The 14,044-nt window shown below is 43.8% G+C and carries 13 protein-coding genes; 8 read left to right on the top strand and 5 right to left on the bottom strand.

Going from position 1 to position 14,044, the window contains the following annotated elements:
- Window positions 1–227: 227 nt before the first annotated feature.
- On the top strand, window positions 228–671 hold the full coding sequence (locus Q9R21_RS13480; protein WP_004280452.1) for a MarR family winged helix-turn-helix transcriptional regulator: 444 nt from the start codon (window positions 228–230) through the stop codon (window positions 669–671).
- Window positions 668–1,870, top strand: coding sequence for an MFS transporter (locus Q9R21_RS13475; protein ID WP_311204690.1), 1,203 nt, complete (start codon window positions 668–670; stop codon window positions 1,868–1,870). Before Q9R21_RS13480 ends, Q9R21_RS13475 begins: the two co-directional genes overlap by 4 nt.
- A gap of 6 nt (window positions 1,871–1,876) precedes the next feature.
- Here Q9R21_RS13475 and Q9R21_RS13470 read toward each other — a convergent pair whose 3' ends face one another.
- The gene (locus tag Q9R21_RS13470) at window positions 1,877–2,857 is read right to left on the bottom strand and encodes a helix-turn-helix domain-containing protein (protein ID WP_311204689.1); all 981 of its coding nucleotides are present in this window, start codon (window positions 2,855–2,857) and stop codon (window positions 1,877–1,879) included.
- A gap of 78 nt (window positions 2,858–2,935) precedes the next feature.
- Here Q9R21_RS13470 and Q9R21_RS13465 point away from each other — a divergent pair, with 78 nt between their 5' ends.
- The gene (locus Q9R21_RS13465; protein ID WP_311204688.1) at window positions 2,936–4,759 is read left to right on the top strand and encodes an acyl-CoA dehydrogenase; all 1,824 of its coding nucleotides are present in this window, start codon (window positions 2,936–2,938) and stop codon (window positions 4,757–4,759) included.
- A 54-nt stretch (window positions 4,760–4,813) separates the two neighbouring features.
- Here the strand turns inward: Q9R21_RS13465 and Q9R21_RS13460 are convergent, their stop codons facing one another.
- Complete coding sequence (locus Q9R21_RS13460) at window positions 4,814–6,028, bottom strand: alkane 1-monooxygenase (protein ID WP_311204687.1); 1,215 nt, start codon at window positions 6,026–6,028, stop codon at window positions 4,814–4,816.
- Between the two features lie 188 nt (window positions 6,029–6,216).
- Between Q9R21_RS13460 and Q9R21_RS13455 the strand changes: the two genes are divergently transcribed.
- Complete coding sequence (locus Q9R21_RS13455; protein WP_005262782.1) at window positions 6,217–7,167, top strand: AraC family transcriptional regulator; 951 nt, start codon at window positions 6,217–6,219, stop codon at window positions 7,165–7,167.
- Window positions 7,168–7,169: 2 nt separating this feature from the next.
- On the opposite strand, the gene lpxB is transcribed toward Q9R21_RS13455, so the two are convergent.
- Window positions 7,170–8,342: a lipid-A-disaccharide synthase gene (gene lpxB, locus Q9R21_RS13450; protein ID WP_311204686.1), complete on the bottom strand. Its 1,173-nt coding sequence runs from the start codon at window positions 8,340–8,342 to the stop codon at window positions 7,170–7,172.
- 387 nt (window positions 8,343–8,729) lie between these two features.
- On the opposite strand from lpxB, the gene Q9R21_RS13445 reads away from it, so the two are divergent.
- From Q9R21_RS13445 to Q9R21_RS13435, 3 genes are all read left to right on the top strand, one after another.
- Window positions 8,730–9,620: a sulfite exporter TauE/SafE family protein gene (locus Q9R21_RS13445; RefSeq protein WP_253114489.1), complete on the top strand. Its 891-nt coding sequence runs from the start codon at window positions 8,730–8,732 to the stop codon at window positions 9,618–9,620.
- Window positions 9,621–9,747: 127 nt separating this feature from the next.
- Complete coding sequence (locus tag Q9R21_RS13440; protein WP_213032097.1) at window positions 9,748–10,839, top strand: 3-deoxy-7-phosphoheptulonate synthase; 1,092 nt, start codon at window positions 9,748–9,750, stop codon at window positions 10,837–10,839.
- 64 nt (window positions 10,840–10,903) lie between these two features.
- A complete protein-coding gene (locus Q9R21_RS13435) occupies window positions 10,904–11,428 on the top strand; it encodes a protein tyrosine phosphatase family protein (protein ID WP_311204685.1) in 525 nt (174 codons plus the stop codon).
- Between the two features lie 2 nt (window positions 11,429–11,430).
- Here the strand turns inward: Q9R21_RS13435 and ispF are convergent, their stop codons facing one another.
- Entirely contained in the window at window positions 11,431–11,919 is a 489-nt protein-coding gene (gene ispF, locus Q9R21_RS13430) for a 2-C-methyl-D-erythritol 2,4-cyclodiphosphate synthase (RefSeq protein ID WP_216986087.1), read from the bottom strand.
- A gap of 100 nt (window positions 11,920–12,019) precedes the next feature.
- Here ispF and Q9R21_RS13425 point away from each other — a divergent pair, with 100 nt between their 5' ends.
- Window positions 12,020–12,673, top strand: a complete 654-nt coding sequence (locus Q9R21_RS13425) for a hypothetical protein (protein ID WP_311204684.1) — start codon at window positions 12,020–12,022, stop codon at window positions 12,671–12,673.
- An 82-nt stretch (window positions 12,674–12,755) separates the two neighbouring features.
- On the opposite strand, the gene Q9R21_RS13420 is transcribed toward Q9R21_RS13425, so the two are convergent.
- The gene (locus Q9R21_RS13420) at window positions 12,756–14,000 is read right to left on the bottom strand and encodes a D-amino acid dehydrogenase (RefSeq protein ID WP_311204683.1); all 1,245 of its coding nucleotides are present in this window, start codon (window positions 13,998–14,000) and stop codon (window positions 12,756–12,758) included.
- Window positions 14,001–14,044: the final 44 nt, after the last annotated feature.

Below are 14,044 nucleotides of genomic sequence, written 5' to 3'. Positions count from 1 at the left end.
TTCAATTTTTAAGTCATGAATTTTTCTAGTGACATGGCTAGCTTAGGCGTGGCTGTTATAAAAAGTATGTAGTCTTTTGTTGATTATTTTTTAATCAGGTTAAACTATGTAACTCTTGCTGATAAAGAAAATATTACTCTGAATAATTTTTAAAACTCTCCTCTTGAGCTTTAGATAAAACAGGCGTAAATTAGGCCTAAATTTAGTTACCCAGGTTAACTAACCATATGTTTTCCGAATCTCCCCGACTTCGTACGCTGTTATTACGCTGCGCACGACTGATGAGCGATGAGATCAATACGATCTTGTTGTCATCTCAATTAAATTATTCCTTATGGCAGGTGTTATACGTCATCCAGTCAAAGCAACAATGCACGCTGGCAGATATTTCCAGTTATCTCAATGTATCCAAGCCCGGTATTACTAAGCGGATTCAGCAACTGGTTGAACTCGATCTGATTGCCCAACTCGAAACTGAAGACAAACGTCAAAAGCTGTTCAAGTTGAGTGAGCAAGGAATTGAGACCTTTGCGATGTGTTCCAAACAGATCGATGCATTTGAAGATCAGTTGCTTGAGCACGTTGAATCAGATGATCTTGAAGGCAGTAAAAATACCTTGATGCAACTCATTCAGCAGTTATATCCCTCATCTCAGGACAGACCTCAATGAGCCAAGAACAAGAAACGCCTTTATGGACGCCCAATTTTATCCTGATCAGTCTGGTGAATTTCCAGTTGGTTCTGGTGTTCTACTTGCTGGTGATTGTGATTGTCGGCTACTCGGTTGCTGAGCTAGGGGCTTCGACTGCACAAGCCGGTCTGGTATCAGGTCTGTTTATTGTCGGCACCCTATTCGGACGCTTATTGATCGGAAAATTACTGAATCGTCTGGGCCTAAAAAATACGCTTGTCATTGGCCTGACTGGTTTCCTACTCTTTTCCGGACTGTATATGATTCCGGCCAAGCTGGAAGTTTTACTAGGTATCCGTCTGATACATGGCTTTATGATGGGTATGGCTTCTACTGTACTGGGTACAGTGATTGCACAGACCATTCCTGCCACACGACGCGGTGAAGGAATTGGCTATTTCAGCATGAGCAGCACGCTCGGTACAGCAATTGGTCCCTTTGTCGGAATCTGGCTGATGACAAATTTTAATTATCAGCTAATTTTCATCTTTAGCAGTATCGTTGCGCTTAGCTGCCTGATCTGTGGACTGTTTATCCAGCCACCACGCCTTAAGGCAAGTCATTCGTCAGCAGCCTCTACTTCGCAAAGCACCAGCAAACTGGCTCAGTATATTGAACCGAATGCGCTACCGATTGCACTGATTGTACTGCTGGTGGCTACTTCTTATTCAGGCATATTGTCGTTTATTCACTTTTATGCCAAAGAAATTAATCTGGTCGAAGCAGCATCTTTTTTCTTCCTGATGTATGCTTTTGCCATTTTGCTTTCGCGTCCTTTTACCGGCCCGCTCATGGACCGTAAAGGCGAAAATATCATTATCTATCCTGCCATTGTGATTATGGCACTGGGGATATTGCTCCTCAGTCAGGCGCAAAACTCTGTGATGTTACTTGCCAGTGCTGCCTTGCTTGGTTTTGGTTTTGGTAATATCCAGTCAGTGTGTCAAACCATTGCGGTGAAAAGTACGACATTGCAGCGTATGGGGCTTGCTACCTCAACCTTCTTTATTGCCCTGGATGCCGGTCTTGGTTTTGGCCCTTATTTCCTGGGTATGCTGCTGGATCAGATTGGTTATCGTCAGCTTTATCTGTTCTCGGCGCTGCTCACCCTGAGCTGCCTGGTTTGGTATTACCTTCTGCATGGCCGTAAAGCAGGAAAAGTACAGCCTTCTCATTAAAAGCTTTTAAAAGCGCCGACTAAACCGGCGCCGATATTCCAACGGCGTCAGACCGGTTTTTTTATGAAATAAACGGCGGAATGAACTTGGATCCTGATAGCCGACATTTTGCATAATCACATCCACAGCTTGATCGGTTTCTTCCAGTCGTTTACGTGCGGCTTCAATCCGGATCGCTTGTAGATATTGATTGGGCGGTATGTCTAAGGCTTGTTTAAAGCGTCGAATCAGGGTTCGGCCAGTCACATTAAACTGCTCTGCCAGCTGGTTCAAACTAAAATCTTCATGAAAATGCTGCTCTAGCCAGTTCTGGATTTTTTGTACCAGTTCATCATGGTGCGGCTGGCCAATATTCAGCAATGAATAAGACAACTGGCTATCACGGCGGTAATCAATTACGAAAGATTTAGCCGATTGCATGGCCACCTCAAAGCCATACAAGCGCTCAATCAGATGCAAACCCAGGTCAAACCAGGCCAGGCCTCCGCCCGTACAATAGATATTTTGATCCCGGCTAATCATCAGATCGGCATTCAGTTTCACCTTAGGATAGCGTGAACGAAACATGTCCTGAAAACCCCAATGTGTTGTTGCAATTCGGTCATCTAAAATACCTGCTTCTGCCAGAAAAAAATTCCCGGTACAGTTTCCTGCAATTAAAGTCGCCTCTGCATGTGCAGATTTTAAAAAATAAATCAGTTCTGGATTCTGTTGCAATACATCCTGAATCGGTGCAGCGATGGTCGGTACCACCAGAATATCTGCAGTTTGAATCTCTTGATAAGAAAAATGTGCCTGCAACTGCAGCCCATTGATACACCGAATCGGGTGTCCATCCGGACTGGCGATACTCACCTTAAACAGGCGCTGTACATTCTGCTGCTGGATCCGGTTCCAGCTTACACCAGCCATGGCAAATAAATCGACCACACCCGTAATGGCTGAAGCCAGAGCGCCATCAAAGCCTAAAATCACCACCTGTTGCATATTTTTCTATTTGTCACTTTTCACCCGATTCATGTCATTATTGACAATCCTCCTCAATAAAAGCAACTGCTAGTCTTGATGCTATCTCAAGGATTGCACATTCAGGATAGTACCGTGACCCAACTGATTAATGATAAAGATCTGCATTTCCAGCTTTATGACGTATTCAAACTTGAAGCGCTGACTAAACTGCAACGCTATCAGGATCATGACAAAAATACTTTCGACAGTATTCTGGAAACGGCAAAAGGTATCGCGACTGATTATTTTGCGCCGCATAATGCCAAAGCTGATCAACAAGAACCGAACTTTGATGGCAAACAGGTCAAAACCATTGATGAAGTGAAGACAGCCTGGCAACAGTTTGCCGATGCCGGCCTGCTTTGCGCCCAGCATGATTATGCAGATGGTGGCATGCAACTGCCCACTTTGGTGAATATGGCCTGCAATGCTTATTTTATGTCGGCCAATCCGTCAACCGTGGCTTATTCTTTTCTAACAGCCGCTGCGGCGAACCTGATACAGGCTTTTGCCTCCCCAGAACAAAAGCAAATATTCCTACCGCATATGTTGAGTGGCCGCTTTGCTGGCACCATGGCCATGACAGAGCCAAATGTAGGTTCCTCTTTGGGCGATCTGAGCACCAAAGCCATTCCTCAAGAAAATGGAATTTATAAAATTAAAGGCCAGAAAATGTTTATTTCGGGTGGCGATCAGGACATTACCGAAAATATTGTGCATCTGGTCTTGGCGAGGATTCAGGATGCGCCGCAAGGCGTAAAAGGAATTTCCCTGTTTATCGTACCGAAATTCAAAACCAACGAGGATGGTTCACTCGGTGAAGCTAATGATGTACAGCTGGCTGGCTTACTGCACAAAATGGGCTATCGAGGTACTACATCTACAGTTTTAAGCTTTGGAGAAAATGATAATTGCTTAGGCTATTTAATTGGTGAACCCGGTCATGGCTTAAAATATATGTTCAAGATGATGAATGAAGCACGTGTGGGTGTCGGTCTGGGCGCAGCCATGATTGGTTATCGTGGCTATCTGGAATCTCTGGATTATGCTAAAAACCGTCCGCAAGGCCGGCCAGTTCATGAAAAAACACCTGACTCCAAACCGGTGAATATCATTGAACATACCGATGTCAAACGCATGCTACTGGCGCAAAAGTCATATGTAGAAGGTTCGCTGGCACTTTGCTTATTTGCAGCCCGATTAATTGATGAACTTCAGGCAGCTCAAGATGAAGATAGTGCAATTCTGCTTGATCTCATCACCCCGGTGGTCAAATCTTTCCCTTCTGCCTATAGTCCGAAAGCCAATGATCTGGCTATTCAGGTCCTGGGCGGCGCGGGTTATACTCGTGAATATCCGGTGGAGCAATGTTACCGTGATAACCGGCTCAATCCGATTCATGAAGGAACTTACGGCATTCAATCTCTGGATCTGCTGGGACGTAAACTCTGGCAGCATAATGGCAAAGGGCTCAATCTGCTCATGCAGCGCATCCAGAAGACCTTGTCAGAGATTCATGAACCTAAGATAGTGGAACTCGCAAAGATCTATAAACAGCATCTTGCCACTGTGCAAAAGACTACACAGATTTTAGGCCAGGCCTTGCATCAAGGCAAAGTCAGCGAAGCTTTGGCCAATTCAGGCCTGTATCTGGATATGATGGGTAAGACCATCCTAGCCTGGCTATGGCTGGAAATGGCGAATCAGGCTCAACTCAAGTTTGGCACATCTTCGCAGGCAGAAGATCAGACTTTTCTGGCAGGGAAAATTCAGGCAGCTCAATATTTTATTCGCTGGGAACTCCCTGAAATTGAACATCAGGCCAAATTACTGATGCATCTGGATGATACTTGCCTGAATATGCAAGCCGACTGGTTCTAGGCAGAATTAATCAAAAAATGCGCCTTTATCGGCGCATTTTTATTTTGTAATTCATTAAGCTGTAGAGTTATTTACACCAAATTTTTTAAATAGCTTGGCACGCTTGGAAGGCAAGATATTAGCCTTACTTAAATCGCCCTGATAGTGCTGATATACCCGCTGATCCATGATTTTGTACCATAAAGGTGGAATCAAGGCTGGAATCAGCATGGTTGCATAACCGCTGGGTAATTCTGGCGCTTCATCAAAATGCCGCAACGCCTGAAATGGACGGCTTGGAAAAGCATGATGATCAGAATGGCGTTGTAACTGATACAAAAACAGATTAGTTACGATATTGTTGTTATTCCAGCTATGTTCCGGCAAGGTTCGCTCATAACTGCCATCCGCTTTCTGTCCACGTTTCAGTCCGTAGTGCTCGATATAATTCACAATCTCAAACAGGCTAACGCCATAAAATGCCTGTGTCAGTGTATAAGGAATAATTTTCTTGCCATGCGCCTTTAGCATCAAGGCATGATAGCCGGCACTCATGGCCCAACCATGAAACAGCTCATTTTCCTGATTAAAGAATTTCAGTCCCTTACGCTCGAGCCGTCTTTTTTCAATCTGGATTGCAGATTTTAATCCGCCTATTACGGTACGTGGCCAGAAACGGTAAAAAGATTCACCCATTTTTGAAGATGCCGGATCTTCTGGTGTCGCCACCCGTTTATGGTGTCCATAAGGATGTTCGATCCGGAAATGGTTATAGCCCAAAGGCATCAGGCTGGCATGAGACCAGTAATGGTCTTTTTTCTGGGGACGATGGCTGAGTTCATGTGCGGTATTCACCCCCACACCATTAATCGCACCCATAGAAACTCCAAGCAGTACCTGATCCAGCAAAGACACATTTGGCCGGCTTACGACATAACCGGCAAAGGCATTGGCTGCCATTTGCAAGGGAATAAATGCTTTTACAATGCGGTCATAATAAGGATCGTTAACCAGTGCCTTGATCTGCTCATCATTTGGGTTATTGGCATCATCGCCAATCAGGGCATCCAGAGTCGGAATGATTACGTGCAGTAATAATAGTCCGCCCATGGCAAAGACTTTTTTAGTCGATTTGGGACCAAAATGATAACCGGCCAGAATTCCCATTCCGATCACAGGCAGACCTGGGCTGAGCAACCAGCCAAAACGTTTTTTATCCAGATTGACACCTTTTAGTGCCGACGCTTCCTGCGTAAACTGCGCTTTCTGGATTTGTGCAGGGGCATTCATTGCGACCTTCCTTTTTTATGTTACTCTGCACTTATAGTTGATTATTTCAGCAGTAGCGAACAGTATTCAACGTCCAGAAAAGCTATGTCAGCGTCTTTGGCACATGCTGCCAAATTCTGGCCTAAAATCACAAAGTTAAAAAATTTATAGTCAATTAAATGAAATAAAACAGAAGAATAGAGTTAGGCATGGATGCTTTAAGTAAAATTTTTGATGATATTCATCTGGAAAAATCGGAATATCTTTATCTGAATGTATTTCATCCGGGCGGCTTTGACTATCAACATGAACCCTTTATGCTGGCCTATATCCTGTTACAAGGACAGGCGCAATTAAAGTTCATGAATGGTGATCGACTGGAGCTGCAACAAGGTGATCTGGTGCTATTACCCGCAGGTTCCTCCCATCATGTTTCCTGCCCAGACAATGCCGATTTTTCTGAGCACCATGCGATTAACCCTTATTTTCAGAGCAATGCACAGCAATGTGTTGATCTCAATCGGGAAAATTCGGCGGAGCATAGTTTCATACTGGCTATTCGTTCTAGCTTGGATATCCAGATGGCCAAACCTCTTTTGAGTGCATTACCTAAATACCTGCATATTCAACATATTCTGGGTGATACGGCGCCAGAATGGTTACAGGTTGGCTTGCAGTTTCTGGCACTGGAAACCCAGCAGCTTCGTCCCGGACGTGACAAGATTCTGGATCATCTGGTCAGTATTTTACTGATTGAATGCGTACGTGATTATATTTTAAACCTGGAAAATGCCTCGAGCTGGCTAAATGCGCTCTCGCATCCGGAACTATCCAATGCACTGGCAGCGATTCATGGCAAACCTGAACAATTCTGGACTGTAGAAAGTCTGGCCGAACAATGTCATATGTCACGTTCCAAATTCGCCCAGTTATTTACCCAGATTGTCGGTGAACCGCCCCTTGCCTATCTGCAACAGCACCGCCTGCGTCTGGCAGCGCAATATTTGAGAAATAGTGGATTTGGTATCCAGCAGATCGCTTATCTGGTTGGTTATTCATCCGAGACGGCGTTTAGTCAAAGTTTTAAAAAACAGTTTGAACAGACGCCCACCCAATACCGGCTGAATTGTCAGAAGAACCAGTCTTTATTACCAGACTAAAATTACTGGACTAATGCCAATACTGCTGTGACCGGATCTTCGCTATTGCCAGAAAGTAGCTGCTTGTGCATGGTGATATGCTGCATAACCTGAATCTGCGCTGCTTCAATATCCATCAGTTTTTCAATTTCAGCTGCCAGATTTTCAGGTGTAGCAGCGGATTGGATGAGTTCTTGAATCACTTTTTTGCCAGCAATTATATTTGGTAATGAAAAATATGGGATTTTTACCAGTAATTTGGCAATTCGATAGGTCAGCCAGTGCAATTTATAAAAAGTCACCATCGGACGGTGCAGCAACATCGCTTCAAGCGTTGCAGTTCCAGACGCCAGTGCAATAATATTGGATGCATTCATGACCTGACGGCCAATTTTGGATTCAGCGCTGGTATTTTCCATCAAGCGAATTTGGGTTTTTAAGCTCTCAGGATAAGTGGCCAGTAAACTTTCGATTTGCTGCTTGCGTGCATCATTAATCGCAGGAATCAGAAAGGTATAATCCGGATATTTGTGATGCAGAATATTAGCTGCATCCAGAACCAAAGGTCCCAAACGCTCAATCTCGCCACGGCGGCTTCCCGGTAATAAGGCAATATATTTCTGATGTGGATCGAGGCCTAATTCTATCTGAGCCTCCAGAATTGGATTTTCAAGTGGCAATTGGCTAGCGAGCGGATGTCCGACAAAAGCTGCAGGAACATCCCATTTTTTAAAGAACGCTTTTTCAAATGGAAACAGGCACAGCACCAGATCAATACTGGCTTTAATGCCATGTATACGGCCTTGACGCCATGCCCAGACCGAAGGACTGACGTATTGCACGGTTTTAATCGGTAACTGTTTTTGTTTAATGGTTTTTGACAAACGCAGGTTAAAATCAGGCGCATCAATCCCGATAAAAATATCGACCGGATCTTTAGTCCAGGTTTCCACCAGACCATCCCGCACAGCAAACAGTTTTTTAATATCTTTTAAAACTTCGACAATGCCCATCACCGATAAAATATCCATCGGATAATAGCTTTTAAAGCCTTCAGCGATCATTTGTGGCCCACCGATACCTTCAAATTCAGCATCAATGCCTTGCTCACTAAAACGGCGAATCAATTTTGCGCCAAGCGTATCTCCAGAAACTTCACCGACCACGATTCCAATTTTAAGTTTTCGATTTAGCAAGTGGGTTTCCTCTCAGATCCGCATGGAAATTTATTGAATCGGGATTCTAACATAATCCTATGGCTATTCCGGAAGAAGCTTAAGTATCTTCTAATTTTAAGAAACCCACCGTTTAGAATAACTTAGTCAATAAGGGAGCTTGCATAACAAGAATTAAATCGACATTTACAGGTACATTCAATTAGACAGAAATGGGGCAAATCGGACAGTTAAAATCAATCATTATATTCGCACTTTATACATAACCCAGTGAATAAACATGAAAGATCACCTAATATTCTTCACCTAGCTTTATCTTTTTTATGCATAAGTAAATCAATAATCAAGACAACGACTTATATCCAAAAGTCATAAGATATGCTCGTTTTTTGATTTTGGCATATATGCATGTTTGGTCCGATTGAATTTATTTTAGCAGGCGTTCTGGTAGGTTTTTGTGTAGGTGTCACCGGTGTCGGTGGCGGTTCATTAATGACGCCAATTCTTATCAGTTTATTCCGGATTGAACCGCATATCGCGATTGGTACTGACCTGCTCTATGCCGCGATTTCTAAATTCTGTGGCTCGTTTGTGCATGCCAAGAAAATGAATATTGTCTGGCCGATTGTGATCTGGCTGGCCGTTGGCAGTATTCCCGCATCTTTTGCAACACATTGGGTTCTTGATAACTATCTGAGCCAATCAACGCATTACAAGGCCGTCCTGACCATGGTATTGGGCTTTATGCTAACCATTACCGGCTTATCCATTCTGTTTCGTAGCCAGATCGAAAATCTTTTTAATAAATACAGAAAACAAGAACTACCGGATATGACCCAAGATCTGGAAAAAGTAAAGCTGCAAGCCAAGGAAAAGCGCGTAGCCATTATCATCATGGGCATTATCTTGGGCATATTTGTCACGCTCTCTTCAGTGGGTGCCGGCGCATTTGGCATCATGGCACTTGTAGTGATGTTCCCGAATCTGCCGATGATTCGTATCATTGGCTCAGATGTTGTGCATGCAGTGTTACTGACCCTGGTTGCAGGGCTGGGTCATATGTCTTCAGGCAATGTCGATTTCATGCTACTCATGTGGTTATTGGTGGGTTCTATTCCGGCAATTATTGTGGGGACCTTGCTTAGTTCACGTATGCCGGAAAAACTGATCCGCAAAATTTTAGGTATCACCCTATTTGCCCTCGGTGTAAATTTCATGATTAATCCTGTGAAATCAAAACCGGCCCAACCTGCTGAAACAGCAATGATAATCATGAGCCAAAATTCCCCGTCCGTTTAAGTTAACTATCCGATTCATCACTTTTTTTTCAAAGAAGTATTCATCTTTTTTATAACAAAGTGACGCATCATTCATGTTATATTCGGGCTATTAAACAACCTTTTGTATGATCGAACCAGTGACGGCAATGAATACACAACAGTCAAATCCTATTTCAGCATCAGATATTGATGACGTGAATATCCACAGCATGATTCCTCTTGTAACCCCTGCCGAGCTTAAAGCAGAGTTACCGTTGACTGAAACTGCTTATCAAACCGTACTGCATGGTCGTGAAACGATTCGTAAAATTCTGGATGGTGAAGACAAACGCCTGTTCGTTGTAATTGGCCCTTGTTCTATTCACGATCCAGAGGCGGCGCATGAATATGCTGAGCGCTTAAAAGTGCTGAGCGAAAAAGTTAAAGACAGCTTATATATCGTGATGCGGGTTTATTTTGAAAAACCACGTACTACCGTAGGTTGGAAAGGTCTGATCAATGACCCAGACATGAATGATTCATTCAATATTGAAAAAGGTCTGCGTATCGGTCGCAAGCTATTACTTGAACTGAATGAAATGGGCTTGCCATGTGCCACTGAAGCACTTGATCCAAACTCGCCACAGTATTACCAAGACCTGATTTCATGGTCAGCAATTGGTGCACGTACCACAGAAAGCCAGACCCATCGTGAAATGTCTTCTGGTCTTTCTTCACCAGTCGGCTTTAAAAATGGTACTGACGGCGGTTTAACGGTCGCGACCAATGCGATGCAATCTGTGAAACATGGTCACAGCTTCCTCGGTCTGAATGATCAAGGCCAGGTGGCTGTGATTCGCACTTCAGGCAATCCTTATGCTCACGTGGTACTGCGTGGCGGTAATGGCAAGCCGAACTACGATGCAGGCTCGGTTGCCGATGCAGAAGCTGCTCTAGCCAAGGCCAAAGTCAGCACCAAGATCATGATTGATGCCAGCCACGCCAACTCTAACAAAGACCCGTACCTGCAACCACTTGTACTTAAAAACATTTCCGAACAAATTCTTGATGGAAACAAGTCAATTGTTGGTATTATGGTAGAAAGTCATCTTAAGGGTGGTCGTCAGGACATTCCGGCGAACCTGAATGATATGGAATACGGTCAATCCGTTACGGATGGCTGTATCGACTGGGAAACGACTGAAAAAGTTTTACTCGACATGCATGAGGCATTGAAAGACATTTTACCTAATCGTTAAATGATCTGACCAACGCCATCGCCAAGATGGCGTTTGCATTTCTAGAACAAGGAAAATTTATCTGATGAATGATATTGAAACGGCATTAAGCCAGATTGAGAATTTTCAATTCGTACACGAACATCTGTTTAGCTCCGGTCAACCAACTACTGCCCAGCTACAGCTGATGAAAGAATACGGTGTATCTACAGTCATCAATGTGGCGCTGACCGATAGCGAACAGTATCTGCCGCATGAAGATAAAATTTGCCTTGAGCTGGGACTGAACTATATTCAGGTTCCGATTTCCTGGGAAACCCCTTCAGACAATCAATGCCTGCTGGTACTGGACCTGATCGATCATCTGGTAAAAGAGCAAATGGTCTGGGTACATTGTTCGCAAAACTACCATGTCAGCTGTCTGATGTACTTATATCGTCAGTACTATATGGATATCGATATGCCTACAGCACAAGAACACTTGCATCAGATCTGGGAACCAAATGAAACCTGGACCGGTTTAATGCATGCGGTTGCCCTACAGCTACAAGGTCGTAAAGCAACGCAGGAACTGGAACTTTCCCTGATTAATCCAAATTATTTTGCCTGATTTTATTTACTGTGGCTCAACAGCACGGTTGCCATGGACATAATGCCTTCCTGACGACCGGTAAAACCTAACTGTTCAGTGGTGGTGGCTTTAATACTGATTTGAGTCACATCAACATCCAAGACATCTGCAATACTTTGACGCATCGCCAGATTGTGCTTAGCCAGTTTTGGACGTTCACAGGCCACGGTAATATCGGCATTATTCAGGTGATAACCACGATCCAGAATTAGCTGATAAACATGCTTGAGTAGTACCCGGCTATCTGCACCTTTAAACCCAGGATCTGTATCTGGGAAATGCTGGCCAATATCTCCAAGCGCCAATGCACCCAACAAAGCATCACAGAGTGCATGCAGCACTACATCACCATCCGAATGTGCTTTCAGACCGTGAGTATGCGGAATTTGAATGCCTGCCAGAGTGACAAAATCACCTTCTTCAAATGCATGCACATCCAGCCCCTGGCCAATACGAATTTGTGCGATCACCTTATACATCCTTTAGAAATAGCCCATTGAAATCTTGTACACTTGCTTTCTATTTCGCTATAGTTAGACCAAGCGTAACACAGTGAAAGTATAAGCGATCATGCTACTGAAAACTGATATAAATATGTTGAAAATAATTGGCCTGATGCTCGGTCTGGGGATGATTTCTACAGGTAGCTCGGCGATCACACTAAACTGTAGCGATGACAGCCAAAAAACGGCTGCCATGAATAAAGTCTGCTCAGCATCGCTGGCTGAATCTCGTGCAAAACTCGCAGACCAATACTTTACTGCTTTTCTGATTACCGATGCGCCTGTGCGCTTATTACAAGATAGCCAACAATTATGGGCGACCCGTTTACAGCAATGCAAAACGCTAGACTGTTTTAAACAGCAGTTTGAATGGCGTTTAGATGATTTAAATGTCTATATTTCACTGAATCAAAGTCTGACCCAGCATTATATTAAGTTTGAACAGGGACAAATCGCCAAGCAGCCTGTACATCTCAAGATTCATCAACTGACCAAAGACCGGATCAAGATTGAAGGCCTAGCCTATCGTAATCCAAATAACCGGACCGAGAAGCAGATCATTCCTTTTTTAGCCTATACTACGCCTGAGACAAAAAACCAGATCACCGATAACGAAAATGACTGCCGCTATGAATTTAATTATAGTAAAGCCATTTTAGCGGTCAGTAGCAAGCAGAAAGGCTGTGAACGCTTTACCGGTATTTATCGACTATATGATTGATTTAATTTCAAAATACTATAATTTATCGTCATATAAAATGAGATTTTTGGTGTAAAAAATAGCCCGCAAGCGGGCTATCAATTTAAGCAGGATAGTATTGCGCAATTTCCTGACTGATCATTGCAGCCGTTGCAGCTGATAAAGTCCAGCCCAGATGACCATGCCCGGTATTGTAAAAGACCCGCTCATATTTGCCACGGCGTACCACAGGCATCATATTTGGCATCATTGGGCGTAAGCCCGCCCAAGGCACCACATGCTCAGTACACAGGTCAAAATTACGATTGGTCCAGTCAATTAAAGGTTGAATTCGGTCAGCACGAATATCCCGGTTATAGCCATTAAACTCGGCTGTTCCTGCAACACGCAAACGATCCTTGCCTAGGCGTGACAAGACAATTTTCGCACTTTCATCTAGCTGACTGACCCAAGGTGCTTTGTTCTGGCTCTGCTCATCATTCAGTTGCACGGTAATCGAGTAGCCTTTGACTGGATAGACATTGACTCGCTCACCAAGTATTTCAGCCAATTGATAGCTGCCAACCCCTGCACAGACCACTATGGCATCTGCATTAATTTCTAGAACATCATCTGGAAAGGAATGGACATTTTCAGTACTAGGTTTGCATTTAACCCGAATATTCTGAGCCTGATGATCAACAACAAAAACATCTTGACCAAACTCAAATTTCACGCCTTTTTGCATACAGGCTTTGGCCAAACAGGTACTAAATTTATGAATATCCCCGGTGGCATCGCTCTGACAGTAAAATCCTGCATAATAATCGCCAGTTAATGCAGGTTCGATCTGCTTGATTTCTGCATTGGAAATGGCATTGCGCTCCAGACCACCGCTACACAACAGATCATTGACTTTGATCGCAACATCATAATCTGTCTTGTTATGATAAAAATGTAAAATTCCACGTTTTTCTAAATTGAAATCAATATTTTCTGTTTCGGCAATTTCAAATAAGCGTGCTCTTGCCAGTAAAGCCAGCCGTACAGTCTCTCGGGTATTGGCTTCATAATGTTTGATATTGCCCAGAAATTCCATGAGCCAGCTGTATTTATGCACACTGAAAGAAGGATTGAGCAAAAGTGGTGCGGTTTTTTGTGACATCCATTTGATGCCTTTGAGTACCGTGGCTTTCTGGTTCCATACTTCGGCATTACAGGCAGAAAGCTGGCCGCCATTGGCAAAGGATGTTTCCATTGCCGGATAAAGATGCCGATCAACCACAGTCACTTGATAGCCTGATTGTGCCAGCTCATAAGCTGTGGTTACTCCGGTAATACCGGCCCCAATCACCACGACATGACGCATAGACACCTCCTTGATTATATTGATGTCTTTTCCCATCTGTCATG

Source organism: Acinetobacter sp. RG5, assembly GCF_031844265.1.
In the GTDB taxonomy this organism is placed as follows: domain Bacteria; phylum Pseudomonadota; class Gammaproteobacteria; order Pseudomonadales; family Moraxellaceae; genus Acinetobacter.
This window is presented reverse-complemented; position numbering and strand designations above follow the sequence as displayed.

Coding starts and splice junctions, on each gene's coding strand:
- Q9R21_RS13480 (WP_004280452.1), top strand. CDS start 228: ATGTTTTCCGAATCTCCCCGACTTCGTACGCTGTTATTACGCTGCGCA.
- Q9R21_RS13475 (WP_311204690.1), top strand. CDS start 668: ATGAGCCAAGAACAAGAAACGCCTTTATGGACGCCCAATTTTATCCTG.
- Q9R21_RS13470 (WP_311204689.1), bottom strand. CDS start 2,857: ATGCAACAGGTGGTGATTTTAGGCTTTGATGGCGCTCTGGCTTCAGCC.
- Q9R21_RS13465 (WP_311204688.1), top strand. CDS start 2,936: ATGCTATCTCAAGGATTGCACATTCAGGATAGTACCGTGACCCAACTG.
- Q9R21_RS13460 (WP_311204687.1), bottom strand. CDS start 6,028: ATGAATGCCCCTGCACAAATCCAGAAAGCGCAGTTTACGCAGGAAGCG.
- Q9R21_RS13455 (WP_005262782.1), top strand. CDS start 6,217: ATGGATGCTTTAAGTAAAATTTTTGATGATATTCATCTGGAAAAATCG.
- Q9R21_RS13445 (WP_253114489.1), top strand. CDS start 8,730: ATGTTTGGTCCGATTGAATTTATTTTAGCAGGCGTTCTGGTAGGTTTT.
- Q9R21_RS13440 (WP_213032097.1), top strand. CDS start 9,748: ATGAATACACAACAGTCAAATCCTATTTCAGCATCAGATATTGATGAC.
- Q9R21_RS13435 (WP_311204685.1), top strand. CDS start 10,904: ATGAATGATATTGAAACGGCATTAAGCCAGATTGAGAATTTTCAATTC.
- Q9R21_RS13425 (WP_311204684.1), top strand. CDS start 12,020: ATGCTACTGAAAACTGATATAAATATGTTGAAAATAATTGGCCTGATG.
- Q9R21_RS13420 (WP_311204683.1), bottom strand. CDS start 14,000: ATGCGTCATGTCGTGGTGATTGGGGCCGGTATTACCGGAGTAACCACA.